Raw genomic sequence first — 21380 nt, forward strand, 5'->3', positions numbered from 1 at the left:
TGAGACGGATGGACGAGAAGAACGAAGAACTCGTGGACGCGCAGATCGTCGAGGAGGACAGCCGCATGTATGGGCACGCCGAGGGCGAGCCTGGTGGCGAGGTCGCTGACGAGCCGGCGCTGGTGCTGGGCGACGACGACCCGCACGATGCCGAGCTGCACGAGAAGATTCTTTCGGAGGAGTGCGCCTGGAAGGGCAAGATCCTCGACGTCCACCGTCTTGAGGTTGAGCTGCCCAACGGTCGCCGCAGCGCCCGCGATATCGTTCGCCATCCGGGTGCGGCGGCCGTTGTGGCACTGACCGAGAGCGGCAAGATCGTACTGGTGCGTCAGTACCGCACCGCCATCGACCGCGTGACGGTCGAGATTCCCGCCGGCAAGCTCGACCCGGGCGAGGACCCGCTCGATTGCGCCAAGCGCGAACTGCATGAGGAGACGGGCTTTAGGGCCGGTCGTATTCGCTTTTTGACGTCGATTGTCACGTCATGCGGTTTTTGCGATGAGATCATCCACATCTACTTGGCTACCAAGCTCGAGTTTGATGCGCCCAACCCCGATGATGACGAGTTTGTCAACGTGGACCTGGTGCCGCTGCACGAGCTGATCGACGCCGTGCTCGACGGCAAGATCGAAGACGCCAAGACCGTTGTAGGCGCGCTTGCCTGCGACAGCATCGCACACAGGCTGGGCGGAGCGGAGATTTAACGAGCGGGAATGATCCCGCAGGTTTGTGTAAGTCAGCGAAAGTGCTCCATTTGAGACAAGGTGGCCTAAAAGAGGAGGGAAGCGTATGGGTATACGCGACCGACGATTGAAGGCCAGATTGTCCAAATGGAGCACTTGCAGCGTCGAGATGAAACGCGGTTTGGTAAAACCGCGTAAGGTGATTATGCTGAAGAGGTTTCTTTCGTATTACAAGCCCCAGATGGGGCTTTTTGTTGCTGATACTGTTTGTGCTCTGGTGCTTGCCGCCATTGACCTGGCGTTCCCCATTATCCTGCGCAATCTGACCGGTGGGCTGTTTACCCAGGGTCAGGCTGCCATTATGCAGGCGCTCGGCATGATCGCGGTGGGCTTGGTGCTGATGTATGCCATCCGCTGCGCCTGCCGCTATTTTGTGAGCTATTGGGGTCACGTGATGGGCGCGCGTATGGAGTCCAAAATGCGCGAGGACCTGTTCGACCAGTATGAGCGCTTTAGCTTTGCGTACTTCGACCGCAACAGCTCGGGCGACATGATGAGCCGCGTGGTCAACGACCTGTTCGATATCTGCGAGGCGGCGCACCACGTGCCCGAGTGGATCATCATCTGCGGCATCGAGATTATCGGCTCGTTTGTGATCCTCTTTACCATCGCCCCGGTGCTGGCGCTCGCCATGGCCGTGGTGACGGCGGCGTTTGCGGTCATCATGTTTTGGCAGAACATGCGCATGCGCGAGGTCTTTAGCGACAACCGCAAAAAGATCAGCGGCATCAATGCGCAGCTGCAGGATTCGCTGGCGGGCATGCGCGTGGTCAAGAGCTTTGCCAATGAGGAGACCGAACGTTTCAAGTTCCGCGCCTCCAACAATCGCTATCTTTCGTCCAAGGAGAACATGTATCACGCCATGGGCGTCTATACCGCGACGTATGGCCTGCTCTCGGGTGTGCTCTATGTGATCGTGGTGCTGCTGGGCGGTTGGCTGGTTGCCCAAGGCCAGCTGCAGGCAGTCGATATGGCAACCTTCGCGCTCTACATTTCGCTGTTCTGCACGCCGCTCGAGACACTCGTCAATTCGGCCGAAATGTATCAGAAGGCTATCGCCGGCTTTAAGCGTATGGACGAGGTACTCTCGACCGCGCCGGATATCCAGGACAAGCCGGGCGCCACGGATCTGCAGGTGACTGCCGGCGCCGTGGAGTATCACGACGTGTGCTTTAACTACGAGGATGTTGAGCTGGGCGAGGGCGATGCCGACGAGCGTCCCGTTATCGACCATATGGATCTGTCTATCAAGCCCGGGCAGACCATCGCTTTGGTTGGCCCTTCGGGCGGTGGCAAATCGACGACCTGTTCGCTGCTGCCGCGCTTTTACGACGTTGCCGCTGGGTCCATTAGCATCGACGGTCAGGACGTGCGCGATGTGACGCAGCAGAGCCTGCGCCGCGCTATCGGCCTGGTGCAGCAGGATGTCTACCTGTTTGACGGAACAATCGGCGAGAACATCGCCTACGGCAAGCCGGGCGCTACGGCAGAAGAGATCGCCGAGGCCGCCCGTCGCGCCAACATCGATGCCTTTATCGAGTCGCTTCCACAGGGCTATGACACGGTCGTGGGCGAGCGCGGCAGCCGTCTTTCGGGCGGACAGAAACAGCGCGTTGCCATCGCGCGCGTGTTTCTCAAGAACCCCAAGATCCTGATTTTGGACGAGGCGACGAGTGCTTTGGATAACGAGAGCGAGGAGGCGGTGCAGGAGTCACTCGAAGAGCTGGCACGCGGCCGCACCACGATTATCATTGCCCATCGTCTTTCGACCATTAAGCATGCCGATGAGATTGCGACCGTTGAGCATGGTCGCGTTGTGGAGCGTGGCACGCACGAGGAGCTTCTCGCCCGTGGCGGCACCTATGCCCGTTACTATCGAATGCAGTTCGAAGGTGCGCGTGCGCACGAGCTCGACTGATTGATATGACAGGAAGTTTATGGCTGACAAGAACCCTTTGACTCCGGAAGAAGTGACGGAGTTATTCTCCGAAATCGATGCATCCGGCGTCTTGGATCCCACGCTTGCCAAAAAGCGAACCGAGCGCATGCGTGAGAAGGAGGCTGCGGCCAAGCGCGGTGACAAAGCGGCGCTAGCGCAGCTGCGCAGCGAGGACCGTGCGAGCCAGGCAAAACATATCGACCCGCTGTCTGAGGACGATCCTTCGGGCTCGCAGGTGAGCCATACCATTACGAAGACCGCGATGGCCGTGGTCATCGGTATTCTGGTGCTGATCGTGGGCATGCAGATTGGCTACGGCGTGATGCGCCGTCTGAATACCGCCAACCTGTCCGAGAGCGTTTCGGTGGATACCGTCTCGACGGCGCTGAAGGGCGGCCTTGAGTGGGGCAACGGCTTTACGCAGTTTCCGCTCGATTTTACCGTCGACGAGGCCGATGAGCGCACGGGCACGGTTGAGGTGACGGTGTTGGACACATCGTCTGCCAATGAGCTCGAGCTGCTGTCCAACGGGCAGATCCAGGCCGCGGCGCTTGCGACCAACGCCCTGCTCAACGATAAGATCGACCGCGTGGTGTATAACGTTCACGCCTATATCGACGAGGATAGCAACATTCAGCACGATTCCTTTTTTGGCATGTTTCCCGCGCGGGGTCATCAGAGCGCCATTTTGACGTTCGTGTGGACCAAGAGCTCATCCAACGCCACGAGTATCGACTGGAAGATGCGCATCGTAAGCATGGACGACACCATTGCCGAGCGCATTCAAAAACAGGTGAACTCGGTTTCGTCGCTGATCGAGGACCCGGTGGTGAGCCAGACCAAGATTGACGAGGAAAAGGCCGAACGTGACCTGGAGCATCGTCTGCATGGCCGCGAGATTTTCCGCGGCGGCAAGCCCGATCGCTCACCGTCCGATCTGCTGGAACAGGACAAGCAAAAGTAAGAGGCCATTATCCCGCGTGAGCCACAAGCCCACGCGGGATAAATTTTCTGGGACGGGGATTAAATAATCATTATGCATAGAAAGTCATAATTATCATTTCGTAAACATTTCGATGAAATTAACGCCATGAGGCATGCTTGCGGTTACAATACCGCGAGGCCTAACTACACACCTTTAAGCCGGTCCTGTGAGACCGGGAAGGAGAATTATGGCGAACAACCATACCGCGGGCGCTGCCGCCCGCACCTTCGCGCCCAGCGAGCTTTGCCAGCGTATGCTGGCCAAAACCAGCAAGGGCACCTGCGGTCCCTGTATCCTGTATCTTGAGGATGGGACCATTTTTTATGGACGTGCATGCGGCGCCGAGGGCACCGCGACCGGCGAAGTCTGCTTCAACACCTCGCTCGAGGGCTACTTTGAGGTCATGACCGACCCGAGTTATGCCGGCCAAATTGTAACCATGACCTATCCGCAGATCGGCAATTACGGTATCGACGAGACCGATGTCCAGTCGGCCTTCCCCGGCGACGCCGTGCGCCCTGCGAGCGCTCCGGCTATGCGCGGCATGATCGTTCGCGATATGTGCGCCACGCCTTCTAACTGGCGCTCGGCCGTCAGCGTGCCGGAGTACCTGCGCGCTCACGGCATCGTCGCTATCGAGGGTATCGACACCCGCGCTCTGGTGCGCCATCTGCGCGACAATGGTTCCAAGATGGGCATTATCTCGACCGAGATCTTCGACGTCGACGAGCTTGCCGAGCGCTTGTCCGCTGCGCCCACGCTGGTAGGCGAGAACCTGGTCAAGACCGTAAGTTGCCCCGCGCCTCACGAGTTTGTGGCCGCCGACCTGCCTGCCACGCATGACTTTGCGCTTGCGGCTGCCGCTCCTGCCCGTCACAAAGTGGTCGCCTACGACTGCGGTGTGAAGCGCGGTATTCTGGAGGGCCTGGTCCGTGCCGGCTGCGATCTCACCGTCGTGCCGTGGGATACGCCCGCCCAGCAGGTGCTCAACATGAATCCCGATGGCGTCTTTTTGTCCAACGGCCCCGGCGACCCCGATGCCGTGGTGGAGACCTATGAGCAGGTACAGCAGCTGATCGGCAAGGTGCCGGTCTTTGGCATTTGCCTCGGTCACCAGATGATCAGCCTGGCCTGCGGCGCCCAAATGGAAAAGCTTAAATTCGGTCACCGTGGCGGTAACCAGCCGGTTATGAATCTGGTGAGCCGTCGCGTGGAGATCACCGCGCAAAACCACGGCTTTGGCCTGCTGTTCCCCAGTCTGGGCAAACTGATTCCGGAGCTTTCCGGCGGCGAAACCGAGCATGCGGCCGGCGGCGACCTGCGTGCCTGGGTGCGTCGCGGCATCGCGCCGGTCGTGATGAACGAGCGCTTTGGTCGCATTCGCCTGACACATGTGAACCTCAACGACGGCACCGCCGAGGGCATCCAGCTGCTCGACGCCCCGTGTTTCTCGGTCCAGTACCACCCCGAGGCTTCGCCTGGCCCCACCGATGCCCACTATCTCTTTACCGCCTTTACGCGACTCATGGACGGCGAGGAGAACTACCTGGACATCGACACCGCGAAGGACCGCCTCGCCGGCTGGAATTTCGCCGAGTCCGAGAACGCTGCGACCGAGGAGAACTAACATGCCGAAACGTACCGACATCAAGCGCATCCTCGTTATTGGTTCGGGCCCCATCGTTATTGGCCAGGCCTGCGAGTTCGACTACTCCGGCGCCCAGGCCTGCAAGGTGCTCAAGGAGGATGGCTTTGAGGTCATCCTGGTCAACTCCAATCCGGCGACCATCATGACCGACCCGGGCTTGGCCGACCGCACCTATGTTGAGCCTATCACCGCCGAGTTTATCGAGCGCGTGATCAAGAAAGAGCGCCCGGACGCGCTGCTGCCCACGCTGGGCGGCCAGACCGGTCTGAACGCCGCCGTCGAGCTGGCAAAGGACGGCACGCTCGACAAGTACGGCGTCGAGATGATCGGCTGCGACCTGGCCGCTATCGAGCGCGGCGAGGACCGCAAACTCTTTAACGAGGCCATGGCCGAGATCGGCCTGGAGGTCGCGCGCTCGGGCTATGCCTACAGCGTGGCCGACGCCGAGGCTATCGCCGAGCGCGTGGGATATCCCTGCGTACTGCGCCCGAGCTTTACCCTCGGTGGCGCCGGCGGCGGCATCGCGCATACCCACGAGGAGCTCGTCTCCATCGTGAGCCAGGGCCTTGAGCTCTCGCCTGCCCATGAGGTGCTGGTCGAGGAGTCCATCGAGGGTTGGAAAGAGTATGAGATGGAGGTCATGCGCGACCACGCCGGCAACGGCATCATCGTGTGCTCCATCGAGAACCTCGACCCCATGGGCGTGCACACCGGCGACTCCATCACCGTGGCGCCAGCGCAGACCCTCTCCGACCTTGAGTACCAGCGCATGCGTGTCGCGTCGCTCGCCATTCTGGAGAAGATTGGCGTCGAGACCGGCGGCTCCAACGTGCAGTTTGCCGTGAACCCCCAGACCGGCCGCCTGATCGTCATCGAGATGAACCCGCGCGTGAGCCGTTCGTCCGCACTGGCCTCCAAGGCCACGGGCTTCCCCATCGCCAAGGCCGCCGCTCGCCTGGCCGTGGGCTACACGCTCGACGAGATCGTCAACGACATCACCAAGGCAACGCCCGCCTGCTTTGAGCCCACAATCGACTACTGCGTCGTCAAGGTGCCGCGCTTTGCCTTCGAGAAGTTTAAGGGCACTGATCCTACGCTCACCACGCGCATGAAGGCCGTGGGCGAGATTATGGCGATCGGCCGCACCTTTGAGGAGGCCTTCGGCAAGGCCATGCGCTCACTGGAGGACGGGCATCAGGGCATTTGTGCCGGTGGCAAGGAGGGTGCCGACAAGCTGAGCGACGATGAGCTCGCTCAGGCCGTGGCAACCCCGACCGAGCACCGCATCTTCTTTGTGGTCGAGGCCCTGCGCCGTGGCTGGGACATCGCCCGCATCCACGCCATCTGCGGTATCGATCCGTGGTACCTCAACCGCATCAACGACATGGTGCAGGTCCAGGAGAGCATCCGCGGCCTGCGTGTGGAGGATATCGACGCCAACGCGATGCGCCTGCTCAAGCAGTATGGTACGAGCGACGCCGAGATCGCCGCGTTGACCGGCTCGGACGAGCGCTTTGTGCGCGCCTATCGCAAGGGTCTGGGCGTGGTTCCCAGCATGAAGACGGTCGATACCTGCGCGGCCGAGTTCTCGAGCGCCACGGAGTACCACTACAAGACGTACGAGAACATCTACCGCACGAGCCCGGATGCCAAGAAGTGCGTGGCTCCCGACGAGACCACGCCGGCGGACAAGCCCAAGGCGATGATCCTGGGCGCCGGCCCCAACCGCATTGGCCAAGGTATCGAGTTCGATTACTGCTGCGTGCACGCGAGCTACGCACTGGCGGCTCGCGGCTTCGAGACCATCATGGTCAACTGCAACCCCGAGACCGTTTCGACTGACTACGACACCTCGGACCGCTTGTACTTTGAGCCGCTCACCTACGAGGACGTCATGGACGTTATCGATGTCGAGCGCCCCGACGGTGTCGTGGTGACGCTCGGCGGCCAGACTCCGCTTAAGCTGGCGCGCATGCTCGAGGAGAGCGGCGTGAACATTATGGGCACCAAGCCCGATGCCATCGACTTTGCCGAGGACCGCGAGTGCTTCGCCGCTCTGCTCGACAAGCTGGGCATCATGTACCCGCCGGCGGGCCAGGCCACCTCGTTTGAGGAGGCCGAGGCCGTGGCCGCGCACATCGGCTATCCGCTGCTGGTGCGCCCGAGCTATGTGCTGGGCGGCCGCGGCATGATGATCGCCTACGATGCCGAGCATCTGCGCGATTACATGGCCGAGGCCGCGCGCATTAGCCCCGACTACCCGGTGTATCTGGACCGCTTCCTGGAGGGTGCGATTGAGTCCGATGTCGACGCCCTGTGCGATGGCGAAGAGGTCTACATCGGCGGCATTCTGGAGCATATCGAGGAGGCCGGTATTCACTCCGGCGACTCTGCGACCTGCATCCCGCCGTTCAGCTTTAGCGAGAGCCTGCAGGCAAAGCTCCGCGAGACCACGCGCCGCATCGCGATGGCGCTGGGCGTACGCGGCCTGGTCAATGTGCAGTATGCCATCAAGGGCGAGACCGTCTACGTGATCGAGGCAAACCCGCGCGCGAGCCGCACTGTGCCGTTTATCTCCAAGGCCACCGGCGTGCCGCTGGCCAAGTGCGCGGCGCGCATCATGGCGGGCGATTCCATCGCCAGCCTGGGCCTGCCGAGCGACGAGCGTCAGCTCGATTGGTTCTGCATGAAGGAAGCCGTTATGCCCTGGGGCCGTTTCCCGGGAGCCGACGTTATCCTGGGACCCGAGATGAAGTCGACGGGCGAGGTCATGGGTATCGCCAAGAGCTATCCCGAGGCATACGCCAAGACGCAGCTGGCGATTGACTACAAGCTGCCCGACCCGAGCGCCGGCAAGGTGTTCATTAGCGTGTGCGACCGCGACAAGCGCCACATCCTTTCGGTCGCGCGTATCCTGCGCTACCTGGGCTTTGATATCTGCTCCACCGAGGGCACGGCGCGCGTGCTGCGCGGCGGCAACGTGACCTGCGAGGTCGTGGAGAAGATTAGCGGCCCGCACGACGGCGAGCGCCCCAACATCGGTGACCTCATCGCCGACGGCAAGATTGCGGTGATCATCAACACGCCGTATGGCCCGGGTTCGCGCGGCGACGGCTATCTGTTGCGTACCGAGGCGGTGCGCCGCGGCGTGACTTGCGTGACCGCGATGTCTGCGGCCAACACGTACGTGAGTGCCATCGAGGCCGTGCGCGAGGACCAGCAGGGTCACGGCAGCGCCAACGACATGGGCATGGACGTCATCGCCCTGCAGGACCTGCCGCAGCACACGGTGTAGGTTGAGCTGGCCGGCCGGGGCGGGGGGCTGAGTTTCCCCCTTCGCTCCGGCTGCAAGCAGAGTCGCTCAGTGAGAAACTCAGCCCCCTCCGCCCCGGCCTACGGTGACTCGGTTGCACCGTGTGCTGCCGAAGGGGCTTTGCGCGATGACTAGGGCTGAATAAAAAGTGAGTGTGGGCGCCGTCGTTCGTTTGAACGACGGCGCCCACGTTTTGGATTTATTGGGCTGTGGCGGTGAAGGTTGTTTTGTCGGCGGCGATGTGCACGTGCAGCTTTGCCTGACCGTCGCAGCTGATGAGCACGCCCACCTCGAACGGGGTTCCCGTCTTGTCGTAGGTCGAACGCACGATGCGCATCGCCGCCTTACCGGTGTTCTGTCCCAAAAGACGCGCCTCATGCTTGTCGAGGTTGACCGTCTCGTAGACGGCATCGACGCTTGCGGGCAGGATGCCGGTCTTTTCCGCGATGTAGGCGTAGAGCGAGCCATCCACGTCTTTGCGCGTGAGCTCGGGGCAAAGTGACACGGGGATATAGACGTAGTTGAGCTCCATGGGTTTGTCGTTGGCGAGACGCAGGCGGCGAATCTCCCAGACGGGTGTCCCTTCGGGCACTTTGAGCCCGGAGGCGATGCCGCGGACGGCCGGTATGCTTGAAAAGGCGAGAATCTGCGAGCTCGGAACCCGTCCCGCTTCGCGCATCCGCGCGCTGAAATTCAGGGCCAGGTCGATGCCGGGTGCTGAAGTTTGGGGCTTGATGAACGTGCCCTGGCCGCGCTTGCGCACCACGCGCCCCTCGATGACGAGATCTTGGAAGCAACGGCGCACGGTCGCGCGCGATAACTCCAGCCGCTCACAGATTTCGAGCTCGCGTGGCAGCGGCGTCTTGGTGTCGAACGCCTGGCTGGCGATAAGCAGAGCGATTCGATGTTTAAGCTGGACATAGAGCGGCGTATCACCGCTGCGGTCGAAGGGTTCGGAGGCGAGAAACGAGATCATATCCATGGGGTACCTCCATGTCGTGGGCGTACGTGACATGGTCTGACACTGCGGGGCAAACCGGAGATGCCAGGCCCGATTCTTGCTGGTATGTATGGTGCATAAGGAACATAAAACATTTATCAGGCAATCTACCTGCTATTTTAAAAATAATTAGAAGAAAAAATAATTTAGGCACAAAAATAGTTGCTACCGTTAACCGATGAATAGTTGCCGTTCGCAACTATTTTCTTGTACCGAACATGCCCCGGCGCAACAATAATCTCAGCAAAAAGCAAAGCCGTGCGACACACGGCAGGTCGAGAGGAGACCGCATGCGGTATCTGGTAATGGTCAGTCACGGAACGCTCGCTCCCGGACTGCACAGTGTCCTCAAGATGCTCGGCAATGACGCCCCGAACATCTTGTCGACGAGTCTCGTGGACGGCATGGGCGCTGACGAGTATGTCGAGAACGTCAAGGCGATGCTCGCTCCCGTTACCGCCGATGACGAGGTTGTCCTGCTTGGTGACATCCTGGGCGGATCGCCGCTCACCAATGCCATGAACACGCTGGCCGAGAAGGGTTTGCTCGCCCACACCATTGCCTTCGGCGGTATGAATCTGCCCATGGCTATGACCGCCATGATGGGGCTTGCCACCATGGACCTGGATCCCCTCAAGCAGATGATGCTGCAGGAGGGCAAGAACGGTATGTCCGAGCTCGTTGTCCCGACCGATGACGCCGACGACGAGGACGACGACATCTAGGCAGCGCATCCGCCCAAATTTTCGTGATGGAGCGGGGGTTAAGAGGAAAGACCCCCGGTGATAAAGAAAGGGAGAACGCATGATTTCGTTCATCCGTATTGATGACCGTATGATCCATGGACAGACCGTTACCCGTTGGGCCCTCGAGTATCCCTGCGACGGTCTTATCGCCGTCAACGACGCTGCAGCGTCCAACCCCGTGCTCAAGGAGGCCTACAAGAGTGCCTCGGGCAAGAAGACGTTCGTGTGGACCAAGGAGCACTTCAAGGAGGTCTCCGAGAAGGTTCTCAAGTCCGACACCAAGTACTTCCTGATCACCAAGAACCCGCTCGACATGAAGGAACTTCTCGTCGATTTTGGCTTTAAGCCCGGCATGGACCGCATCATCGTCGGTCCCTGCAACGATCGTCCCGGCACCACCAAGCTTGGCAACAACCAGTCGATCACGCAGGAAGAGGCCCAGGCGCTCGAGGATCTCACCAACGCCGGCTACACGGTCGAGTTCGCCCTTATCAAGGAGAAGTCCATCGGTGAGTGGCCCAAGTTCCGCGGTCAGTTTGGCTTCTAGTTAGGCGCCAGCCGCATTTTGGTATCTACAGCCCTTGGTGAAAGGGGCTGAGGAATAAAGAAAGGGGAAAGCATGGCAATCAATGCATTCCAAGCCGCGCTGTTCGGCCTGTTCGCCTGCCTGGCATCACTGCCTGGCATGGGCGGCACGACGATCGGCAACTACACTCTGGGTCGTCCTCTGGTCGCCGGCCTCATCGTCGGCATCATCATGGGCGATATGCAGACGGGCATCCTCGTCGGCGCTGCCATCCAGGTTGTCTACATCGCTCTCGTGACCCCCGGCGGAACCGTCTCCGCCGACGTCCGCGCCGTGTCCTATATCGGTATCCCGCTGGCGATCCTCGCCATCAAGAACTCGGGCATCGATCCCGCCTCCGCTGAGGCTGCCGGCATGGCCGCATCCCTCGGTGCCGCCGTCGGCACGCTCGGCACTGTGCTCTTCTATGGCACCGCCACCATCAACCTGGTGTGGCAGGGCATGGGCTGGAAGTGGCTCGAGAAGGGCGATCTCCACAAGCTCTACCTGGTCAACAACGTTCTGCCTTGGATCGGTCACATCGTCTGCTCGTTCCTCCCGACGTTCATCATCACCATGGGCGGCACCGCCATGGTCGACCTCATGAAGACCTACATGCCCATGGACGGCATCGCGATGAAGACGCTGTTCACCGTCGGCTCGCTGCTGCCTACCGTCGGTATCGCCATCCTGCTCAAGCAGGTCATCTCTAAGCCCACGGACTTTCTGACGTTCTTCTTCGGCTTCACCCTGTCCGCTGTTATGGGCTGCAACCTGATCGCCGCTGCCGGCATCGGCTGCTTCTTCGCCCTGATCAACTATGAGATCGCTTCGCTCAAGATCGACCTCGCAAACGCTCCCAAGGCAGCTATCGCCTCGGGCTCCGATGATGAGGAAGAGGAGGACATCTAATGGCAGAGAAGAAAAAGCTCTCTAAGAAAACGCTTGCCAAGTCGTTCCGCAACTGGTCCTATGGCAACCTGACTTGCTTCTCGCAGGAGCACATGCAGACCTTCGGTTACCTGTGCGCCATGCTTCCGATCGTCGAGGAGCTCTACGACACGCCCGAGGAGCAGAAGCAGGCCCTCCAGACCTACTCCGCGTTCTTCAACACCGAGCCGCAGATCGGCACCATGATTGTCGGCGTCACCGCCGGCCTCGAGGAGGCTCGCGCAAACGGCGAGGCCATCGACGACGACGCCATCAACGGCATCCGCGCCGGCCTCATGGGCCCGCTCGCCGGCCTTGGCGACTCGCTGATCGTCGGTACCCTGATCCCGATCCTGCTCGGTATCGCCCTCGGTCTCTCGACCGGCGGCTCTCCGCTCGGTGCCATCTTCTATATTGTCGTGTGGAACCTGCTCATGTTCCTTGGCATGCGCTTTGCCTACAACCAAGGCTATGAGCTCGGCGGCAAGGCGGTCGAGGCACTGGTCGGACCCAAGGCAAAGGCTCTTCGCGATTCCATCGTGATGGTCGGTACCATGGTCATCGGTGCCGTGGGCGCAACTTGGGTCTCCATCACCTGCAGCCCCAACCTGGTGCTGCCCGGCGGCGGTAAGTTCCAGGACACGCTCGACGGCATCTATCCGCACCTGCTGCCGATGATCTTCATCATCTTCTGCTGGTACATGATGACCAAGAAGAAGGTCAACCCCATAGTCATGATGCTGATCCTCGTTGTGATCGCATTCGTGGGCGTTGTTATTGGTTTCTTCGACCCGGCGCTGAGCTACTAGTCATCATCCTTTGACCCCCTGTAAGGCCGTGCGGCCTCAACCGCACGGCCTTCTGATTTTACGCCGCCCTTCAAGGGCAATATGGCCAGCGACCTCCATCGCCTATACGACACCCGCTATATTGCTCTTGAAAGATGACGTATTCGATAAACGATGCACTTGCGCATAATGCACGCTTTGCACGAGGAGGACCATATGCACGAGAAACATGGACACGACCTTTCGCGCGACGACTTGATCCGCGAGGCAAAGATGCAGACCGATGCTATTCAGCGGCTCAACGTTTGGCTGCGCCTGGGCTATTCGCTCGTGGCGATTGGCTTTTTGATGGGGATGTGGGGTATGCAGGGAGGCCCCGGCTGGGGTGTCCCCGTGGGCATCGTGTGCCTAGTGGTGGGCACTCCGCTTTCGATCGTGCTTAAGGTTGGCACGACCAACGCCAAAAAGAATGTCGAGCGCATGCTCGAGGCCGCGGGTATCGACGTTGAGGAGCTTATGCGACGCAAGAAGGACGAGCAATAGACTTCCGCGTTGGGGTATCATAAATAATTGTTGCGAATGTTAACTAATGTACGGCAAATGACGGTTTTATGGCCCTTCTAGAGTTGCAAAGGACAATATCCCCAGTGGATTACGATGACGTCGCTCGAAAACTGATCGTGTACTCACGTTCCCTTGCCAAGGGATCCTTGAGTGCTGCCGGCGGCGCCAGTGTGGGCGAGGCACCGGTTTTACAGTATCTATCGGGTATTGACGGTGACGTCATTCCCTCCGAGATTGCCAAGAAGCTGAAATTCTCCCGTGCGCGCATGTCGCATATCTTGGATTCACTCGAGAGCAAGGGTTACGTTCAGCGCAGGACCGATCCAAACGATCGTCGGCGTGTGCTGGTGAGCATCACCGAGGAAGGCCGTGATTTCGCGGCGAAAAAAAATGCCGAGAGTGTGGCATCGCTCTCGAAACAACTCTCAGCGCTCGGCGAGCACGATGCCCAGGAGCTCGTGCGCATTCTGAATAAAGCCTATAGCCTTACCTATGATGCCGACGACTACCTGGACAATCTATAAGGATAAAGGCAGACATTTAGGTGCATCTTGAAATGCACCCGGGACAGTTGCGCCCATTGACTACCGTCAGCATCTCATTCCAAACCAAATCAGCCAACGTACGTCATGGCAATCCCCGGTAGGTCGCAGGGTGGCGGCTGAGCCTTTCCCTCGGGAAACTTCGCGAAGCCCAGTTCCCGAGGGAAAGGTATGGTCTGTGTAATACCAGATAAACAGTACATTTTTGCTAGATTGGTATTTGACTGAAGAACCAATTGGTATGGCTTATTAAGCCCACATTGCCGTTGACGCTCATTTTACTGCCGCTGGTGGATTTCCGAACTTGGTTGCGCAAGTGCTCCCATATATTGATATGACCTAGTAGGTGGCTATCTGGTTACTACCAGTTGGCCCCTTGGTAACGGGTGGCCCCATTGTGCGGAATGCACCGAACATCCCCGTTTGATACGTTTTCCCATGCTGCCGGGGGGCGTCCTCGGCACCTCAGCATCTCGGAAGAAAGGAGACCAGGTGCGCAGGAATTCCATTTTTACGAAACGGTGGGTGAAGGGAAGCGCGGTCCTCGTTGCCACTGCAGCGACGCTCGTGTTTGCCAATCCCCAGCAGGCGATTGCCACGCCACTCAAGGGCGTCGACTCAGCGACCGTGTCCCAGTCTGCCTCGAATGTCGTCGACATCGATTTCGCTGACGGCATCAAGGGCCGTATTACGTTCCTCGAGGACGGTATTTTCCGTTATAACGTCGACCCCAAGGGTGAGTTTTCCGATTACGCCACACCGCGCAGTAAGTCCCACACGGCTAAAATCCAGGCTCAGCCCGATACCTCGGACACCTACAGCAAGCCGAGTGCGACGGTTGCCGACAAGGGCGACACTATCGAGATCACCGGCGGAAAGGCGACCGTGATCCTGGACAAGGCGACTGGCAAGATGAGTATCAAGTCAGGCGACCGTGTCGTGGTTTCCGAGTCCGCGTCCCTCGACCTTGATAAGAAGGGTACCGTCCAGACGCTCGCCAAGGAGAAGTCCGAGAACTTCTTTGGCGGCGGCACCCAGAACGGACGCTTCCTGCACACCAACCAGACGATCGCCATCTCCAACACGAACAACTGGACCGATGGCGGCGTTGCCTCGCCCAACCCGTTTTATTGGACGAGTGACGGCTACGGCGTGCTCCGAAACACGTTTGCAGAGGGTTCCTACGACTTCGGTTCCACGGACTCATCGACGGTCACGACTTTGCACAGCGAGAATGAGTTTGATGCCTACTACTTCGTGGCGACCAACGAGGGCGCTTCGAACGTGGCAACCGAGATGCTGCAGGACTACTACAAGGTGACCGGTAACCCGGTACTGCTGCCCGAGTACGGGTTCTACCTTGGTCATCTTAATGCCTATAACCGTGATGGCTGGTCAACGACCTCGGGTCAAAAGAAGTGGGAGACCAAGGGCAGCAAGTCCTCGAGCGAGAAGGGCGACGTTAAGTACGAGTCTGGCATGTCGACGGGCTACAAGCTCGACGGCACACTTGCGGCCGAGACGCTCAACGGTGAGGGCCCTACGGTTGATACCGAGAACATGAAAGCGACCGATTTCGACCGCCAGTTCTCTGCTCGGCAGGTTATCGATGACTACGAGGACAACGACATGCCGCTCGGCTGGTTCCTGCCGAACGACGGCTACGGCGCCGGCTATGGCCAGAACGGTTACTACAAGACCGGCGGCGTCAACTCCGACGGAGCGAGCTCGGCCGACCGCCTTAACGCTGTGCGTGCCAATGTCGACAACCTTAAGAAGTTCACCGAGTATGCCAACTCCAAGGGTGTGAGCACGGGCTTGTGGACCCAGTCCAACCTTGAGCCCGACAGCAACCCTGAGACCCCGTGGCATCTGCTTCGCGACTTCGACGCCGAGGTCAAGACGGGAGGCATCACTACCCTTAAGACCGACGTTGCCTGGGTTGGATCTGGCTACTCCTTTGGTCTCAATGGCATCAAGACAGCTTATGACACGGTGACGACCGGCGCTAACAAGCGCCCCAACATCATCACGCTCGATGGTTGGGCCGGCACGCAGCGCTTTGGTGGCATTTGGACCGGAGACCAGTATGGCGGTAACTGGGAGTACATTCGCTTCCATATCCCCACGTATATCGGTCAGAGTCTTTCGGGCAACCCCAACATCGGCTCCGACATGGATGGCATCTTTGGCGGCGACCCCATCATCTCTGCGCGTGACTACCAGTGGAAGACGTTCACGCCCTCTATGCTTGACATGGACGGTTGGGGCACCTACCGTAAATCGCCCATGACGCACGGCGATCCCTACACAGGCATCTCGCGCTTCTACCTCAAGCTCAAGGCGCAGCTCATGCCCTATATCTACACGAGCGCGGCCTCGGCGGCCAACATCGACACGGGTAACGGCGATGCCGGCCTGCCCATGATCCGCGCCATGCTGCTTTCTGACAACTCCGAGTACGCCGCAAGCACTTCGACACAGTACCAGTATATGTTCGGTGAGAACTTCCTAGTGGCACCGGTGTATCAGGATACCCAGGCAGATGAGAACGGCAACGACATTCGCAATGGGATCTACCTCCCCAACTACGGCACCGACGAGAATCCCACCATCTGGATCGACTACTTCTCGGGTAAGCAGTATCGCGGCGGCCAGGTTCTCAACAACTACGAGGCTCCGCTTTGGAAGCTGCCGCTGTTTGTGAAGGCCAACGCTATCGTGCCGATGTACGCCGAGAACAACAACCCCGAGGCAGTGAGCGACACCAACACCAAGGGTACCGACCGCAGTCAGCGTATCGTCGAGTTCTTCGCCACCGAGGGCGACGGCACCTTTACGCAGTACGAGGACGACGGCTCCTCCATCGAAAACAACACGACTGAGGACGATTCCTACGGCACGATCGACAATATCTCCTACGGTGAGCATGTGAGCACCGTCTACAGCTCCAAGGCCGCAGGCGGCACCGCGACCTTTACCGCCGAGGCCTCGCAGGGCGGCTACAACGGCTACGACTCCAACCGCACCACGACCTTCGTGGCCAATGTGTCCGCCAAGCCCACGAGCGTTGTCGCCAAGAACGGCGGATCCGCACTCAACGTGGTTGAGGTCGACTCGCAGGAGGCCTTTGACGCCGCGACCCCCGAGGCCGGCCAGGCGGTCTACTTCTACAGCGAGACCCCCAACCTCAACCACTACGGCAGCGATGCGGACGGCACCGAGGCCGAGCAGGGCGAGAGCTTCAACAACACCAAGATCACCACGAACCCCAAGGTCTACGTCAAGTTCGCGAAGACCGATGTTGCTGCAGCGGCGCAGACGCTTGAGCTGGGCGGTTTCGTGAACGCCGACGCCACGCTCACAGCCGATCGCCTCAACGAGAACCTCTCCGCACCCACGAACCTTGCTGCCCCCGAGGACGTCACGACCCCAACGAGCATCAAGCTCACCTGGGGAAAGGTCGATGGTGCTACCTCCTACGACCTTAAGGTCGACGGCACTGTGTTTGCCGTGGGTGATGCGGCCGAGTTCACGCACACCGACCTCGCCTACAATAGCAAGCACACCTACCAGATTCGTTCACGCAACGCCGAGGGTTACTCCGCCTGGAGCGATGTGCTCGAGGCGAACTCCGCACTCGATCCGTGGCGGAACGTCCCCGACGCCGAGGAAATCACCTGGGAGGGCTCACTTTACGGCAGCCATAAGGCCGAGCTTGCCTTCGACCATGAGTTCCAGTCGGGCGACGGCGGTTTCCACTCCGGTGGCAACGATCTAGGCAAGGCGCTTACCGTTGACTATGGACGCGCTTACAAGCTCGATAAGCTCGAGTACTATCCGCGCGATGACGCCGGCAACGGCACTGTGACCAAGATGCGTGTTGAGACGAGTCTCGATGGCGTCCACTGGACGAGCCAGGAGGTCGATTGGGCACGTTCCGCTGATTGTAAGACGGTAGCGTTTGACGGCACCGTGGCCGCCCGTTACGTGCGCATGACACCGCTCGCCTCGGTCGGCAATTTCTTCTCCGCGTCCGAGATTGCCATCTACAAGACCGACGGCACGGATGGCTTCGCCGTGGGCTCCAACCTCAACAAGGCCACGATCTCCGACGGAGACTACTCCAACATGAAGAACTATCTGGGCCTCGAGAACCGCGAGCCCGATACCCCGACGTTCGGTTCGCAGATCCGCGACCACTTCGCCGACCTCAACGATAACGGCGTTTACGACGTCTACGATTACTCGTTCACCATGGCGGGTCTTGACGGCGGCACTAAACAAAAGGGCAAGCTCGCAGGTTCGCTCGCGGTGATTCCGAGCAAGACCGAGGTCGAGGCCGGTGATGAGATCACCGTTGATGTCTATGCGGCCGACGCCAAGAACGTCAACGCCCTGGGCGCTCTCGTCAACTTCAAGAGCGACCAGTTCGAGTTTGTGTCCGAGAGCATCGCGCAGGACGGCTCGACTGCCGGCATGGAGAACCTGTCTCGCGAGAAGGTCCAGTTCGCGGACAGAACGCAGACTATCAATCTCGCCTTTGCCAACCGCGGCGATGGCAAGCTCTACAACGGTACCGGCGCGGTGGCGAGTTTCAAGCTCAAGGCCAAGACCGCCGGCAAGGTCGAACTGCCCTCGACATCTTGGCTCATCGGTCCGGCATGCGACGCACTTGAGTTTGCGAGCGACGGCACGGTGACGATGCCGGATGTTCCTCAGCCAACGGTCGCCGAGTACGGTCAGGATGCCTTCAACATCACGATGACCAACGATGAGCTCACGACCGACGACGGGGCCAACGTCGAGAAACTTATCCAGCAGAAGAGCTATAACGCGCTGTTCGATAATAACGAGGGCGACAACGGCTTTGAGTTCCTATGGAACTGGAGCGGCAACTGGGACAGCGAGGGTAAGCTTCCGAGTTACGTGAAGCTTCCCACCACGATGACATTCGCATTTAAGACGCCGTCGAAACTCGATAGTGTCGAGGTCGTTAACCGCAACGGTGGCAACGGAACCGTGCAGAAGATCAAGGCTGTCGTGACGTTCGAGGATGGCTCGACCCAAGAGTTCGCGGGCGGGGAGTACGATTCCTTCCGGGCTCGCTACGCCTTTGGCCTCTCTGCCGAGAACAAGGGCAAGAAGGCGACCAAGGTCGAGGTCACGCCGCTTGAGGCATCGGGTGACCAGATGCTCACACTGCGTGAGGTCAACTTCAACTACACGCAGGGTGTCGAGGCCATCGAGGGTGTCGAGCTAGGCAAGAACCAGACCGAGTTCTTTGAAGGCGACGTTACGCTCGTCGACGCCAAGGCCACGCCTGAGAGCGCCGGCTACCCCTATGTGACGGTCGAGAGCTCCGACCCCTCTGTGGTAAGCGTCTCCGCTGTTCAGGCTGGCGATAGCGTGAGCTACTACCTGCGTGCCAACAAGGCCGGCAAGGCAAAGATCACGGTGGCGTCGGTACTCGACCCCTCCAAGACCGCATCCTATGAGGTCGAGGTCAAGGCTGGTGTCGATACCTCTGCGCTCGTGGCAGCGCTTTCCAAGGCCGCGGGCTACAGCGAGTCCGTCTACACTAAGGATTCCTATGCAGCTCTCACCACTGCGGTCGAGGCGGCTCAGAAGCTCCTCGACGGCGGCCAAGGCAGCTATAGCAAGAAGGATGTCGCAGACGCCACAGTCAAGATCGAGAAGGCAATCGACGGCCTCAAGATGCGCCCTGTCGATGAGAAGATTCTCATCAACACGCCCGAGAACCGCAAGAACGTCAAGGTGGCCCGCTTCTCGAGTGAGGCCGACTACGAGGGCAGCAACGCCGTCAACGCTCTCGACGGCGACGAGCGGACGCTTTGGCACAGCGACTGGGCCCATGGGACCGGTATGCCCCAGTATCTGAGTGTCGACCTGGGCCGCGACTACGATCTCACCGACGTTACATTCCTGCCGCGCCAGGACGGCGGCACTAACGGCGATATCTTCGAGGCCGAGATACTGGTCTCCGACACTGCCGACGGTTATGAGATGGGCACCGCCGCGTCGATGGGTACGTTCGCCTTCGACAACGACGGCCGCGTGCTCACCGACCGTGGCGACTGGAAACAGATGAGCTTTGGCGCCGCGCGCGGTCGCTACGTGACCGTCAAGGTGATTCACGCCGGCGGAGGCGACGTTGATGCCTACTGCAGCATGGCAGAGCTCAAGTTCTACGGTACGGCCGTCCTCGATCCGGTGGCGAAGGATGATCTCGCTACCGCGATCGAAAAGGTTGATGCCGAGGTTGCTGCCGGCGACCTCAAGGCCGGTGACTACACCGAGGCCTCCTGGACGGCGCTCGAGAACGCCCTGGCGAGCGCCCGCGCCATCTTGAGCGACGAGAACGCCACGCAGGACGAGGTCGACCAGGCGCTCAGAGCGCTCGAGAGCGCCCGCGGCGCGCTCGAGAAGACCCCGGTGGCCCCGGTCGAGAATCCGACTAAGAAGCAGCTCAAGGCCCTGGTCAAGCAGGCGAAGGAGACTGACACCAGGGGCAAGACGGCCGAGTCTGTCAAGGCCCTGACGGATGCCATTACCTACGCCGAGGACGTCTTGGGTGATGAGAATGCTTCCGACACCCAGATCCAGGCGGCCTATGGCCAGCTCAAGCTGGCCATTGAGAGCCTCAAGGATGCCGATTCCGGCAACCAGGGCGGCTCGGGCAACCAGGGTTCCGGCAATGGCTCGAACGGCGGCAACCAGGCGGGCAAGCCCGCAGGCGACAAGGCCCAGGGCAGCAAGAAGAACGGCTCGGCGATTCCCAATACCGGAGACCAGACGGCGGCGACCGTCGCGACCGTCGGTGGTCTTGGCGCCATCATCGCCGCAATCGGCGCTTTCTTCCATCGTCGCAGCAAGGCTAAGTAGCCCCAGCAACAGCTAAGCAAGCGTGCCCGCCGTCCCACCCAAGGACGGTGGGCACGCTTTTTGAATGTAGGCGGAAAGCTCCGACCCTTCGGCCTTAATCTCGCAAAGCGTTCCGTCTCCCGCCGAACACATCAGCATCGGCGGCTATACTTGAATTATTTGCAGTTAAGGGTCGCGGATTCGCCGCGTCACCGCTCTCAACAGGAGGTCTTTGTTTATGGCAGATCAAAAGCCGGTTGTCGGGATCATCATGGGCTCCAAGTCCGATCTGGGTGTTATGGAAGGCTGCACCGCCGAGCTCGAGGCGCTCGGTGTGCCCTATGAGCTCGTCATTGCGAGCGCACACCGCACGCCGGCGAAGGTCCACGAGTGGGCCTCGACTGCCGCCGATCGCGGTATCAAAGTGATTATCGCCGCCGCCGGCAAGGCTGCTCACCTGGGTGGTGTCGTGGCTGCCTTTACGCCGCTGCCGGTTATCGGTGTGCCCATGAAGACGAGTGACCTGGGCGGTATGGATTCGCTGCTGTCGATGGTGCAGATGCCTTCGGGCGTACCCGTGGCCTGCGTTGCCATCAACGGCGCCAAGAATGCCGCCATCTATGCCACGCAGATCTTGGGCGCATGCGACCCCGAGTACCGCAAGGTTATCGAGAAGATGAAGCAGGAGATGGCTGACGCCTAGGCGTTCCGCCGTTTCACCGCAGTATAAGG

14 protein-coding genes are annotated in these 21380 nt (G+C 60.1%); 13 read left to right on the forward strand and 1 reads right to left on the reverse strand.

Annotation, left to right across the window (positions count from 1 at the left end; genetic code table 11):
- The first annotated feature begins 8 nt into the window (after nt 1-8).
- From DXD16_RS08620 to carB, 5 genes are all read left to right on the forward strand, one after another.
- Nucleotides 9-704 (forward strand): NUDIX domain-containing protein, encoded by a 696-nt coding sequence (locus tag DXD16_RS08620; RefSeq protein ID WP_187361906.1) that lies wholly within the window; start codon nt 9-11, stop codon nt 702-704.
- Between the two features lie 184 nt (nt 705-888).
- Entirely contained in the window at nt 889-2661 is a 1773-nt protein-coding gene (locus DXD16_RS08625; RefSeq protein WP_117655828.1) for an ABC transporter ATP-binding protein, read from the forward strand.
- Nucleotides 2662-2680: 19 nt separating this feature from the next.
- Nucleotides 2681-3646 carry a hypothetical protein gene (locus DXD16_RS08630; RefSeq protein WP_117564028.1) on the forward strand — a complete coding sequence of 322 codons (966 nt, stop codon included), beginning with the start codon at nt 2681-2683 and terminating at the stop codon, nt 3644-3646.
- A 208-nt stretch (nt 3647-3854) separates the two neighbouring features.
- A complete protein-coding gene (gene carA, locus DXD16_RS08635) occupies nt 3855-5294 on the forward strand; it encodes a glutamine-hydrolyzing carbamoyl-phosphate synthase small subunit (protein WP_117655815.1) in 1440 nt (479 codons plus the stop codon).
- Nucleotide 5295: 1 nt separating this feature from the next.
- Nucleotides 5296-8610, forward strand: a complete 3315-nt coding sequence (gene carB, locus DXD16_RS08640) for a carbamoyl-phosphate synthase large subunit (protein ID WP_117655816.1) — start codon at nt 5296-5298, stop codon at nt 8608-8610.
- Nucleotides 8611-8827: 217 nt separating this feature from the next.
- Here carB and DXD16_RS08645 read toward each other — a convergent pair whose 3' ends face one another.
- Nucleotides 8828-9610 (reverse strand): GntR family transcriptional regulator, encoded by a 783-nt coding sequence (locus DXD16_RS08645; RefSeq protein WP_158551165.1) that lies wholly within the window; start codon nt 9608-9610, stop codon nt 8828-8830.
- Between the two features lie 308 nt (nt 9611-9918).
- Here DXD16_RS08645 and DXD16_RS08650 point away from each other — a divergent pair, with 308 nt between their 5' ends.
- From DXD16_RS08650 to purE, 8 genes are all read left to right on the forward strand, one after another.
- On the forward strand, nt 9919-10353 hold the full coding sequence (locus DXD16_RS08650; RefSeq protein WP_117655817.1) for a PTS sugar transporter subunit IIA: 435 nt from the start codon (nt 9919-9921) through the stop codon (nt 10351-10353).
- Between the two features lie 79 nt (nt 10354-10432).
- On the forward strand, nt 10433-10921 hold the full coding sequence (locus DXD16_RS08655; protein WP_089572604.1) for a PTS sugar transporter subunit IIB: 489 nt from the start codon (nt 10433-10435) through the stop codon (nt 10919-10921).
- Between the two features lie 72 nt (nt 10922-10993).
- On the forward strand, nt 10994-11851 hold the full coding sequence (locus DXD16_RS08660; protein ID WP_089572605.1) for a PTS sugar transporter subunit IIC: 858 nt from the start codon (nt 10994-10996) through the stop codon (nt 11849-11851).
- Nucleotides 11851-12678: a PTS system mannose/fructose/sorbose family transporter subunit IID gene (locus DXD16_RS08665; RefSeq protein ID WP_117655818.1), complete on the forward strand. Its 828-nt coding sequence runs from the start codon at nt 11851-11853 to the stop codon at nt 12676-12678. Before DXD16_RS08660 ends, DXD16_RS08665 begins: the two co-directional genes overlap by 1 nt.
- Before the next feature lie 195 nt (nt 12679-12873).
- Nucleotides 12874-13200 carry a hypothetical protein gene (locus tag DXD16_RS08670; protein WP_089572607.1) on the forward strand — a complete coding sequence of 109 codons (327 nt, stop codon included), beginning with the start codon at nt 12874-12876 and terminating at the stop codon, nt 13198-13200.
- 104 nt (nt 13201-13304) lie between these two features.
- Nucleotides 13305-13745 carry a MarR family winged helix-turn-helix transcriptional regulator gene (locus DXD16_RS08675; protein WP_158550938.1) on the forward strand — a complete coding sequence of 147 codons (441 nt, stop codon included), beginning with the start codon at nt 13305-13307 and terminating at the stop codon, nt 13743-13745.
- A 543-nt stretch (nt 13746-14288) separates the two neighbouring features.
- A complete protein-coding gene (locus DXD16_RS08680) occupies nt 14289-20669 on the forward strand; it encodes a discoidin domain-containing protein (RefSeq protein WP_158606182.1) in 6381 nt (2126 codons plus the stop codon).
- A gap of 217 nt (nt 20670-20886) precedes the next feature.
- The gene (gene purE / locus DXD16_RS08685) at nt 20887-21351 is read left to right on the forward strand and encodes a 5-(carboxyamino)imidazole ribonucleotide mutase (RefSeq protein ID WP_006235810.1); all 465 of its coding nucleotides are present in this window, start codon (nt 20887-20889) and stop codon (nt 21349-21351) included.
- Nucleotides 21352-21380 lie beyond the last annotated feature (29 nt).

It is taken from the genome of Collinsella sp. TF11-5AC, from assembly GCF_003436775.1.
In the GTDB taxonomy this organism is placed as follows: domain Bacteria; phylum Actinomycetota; class Coriobacteriia; order Coriobacteriales; family Coriobacteriaceae; genus Collinsella.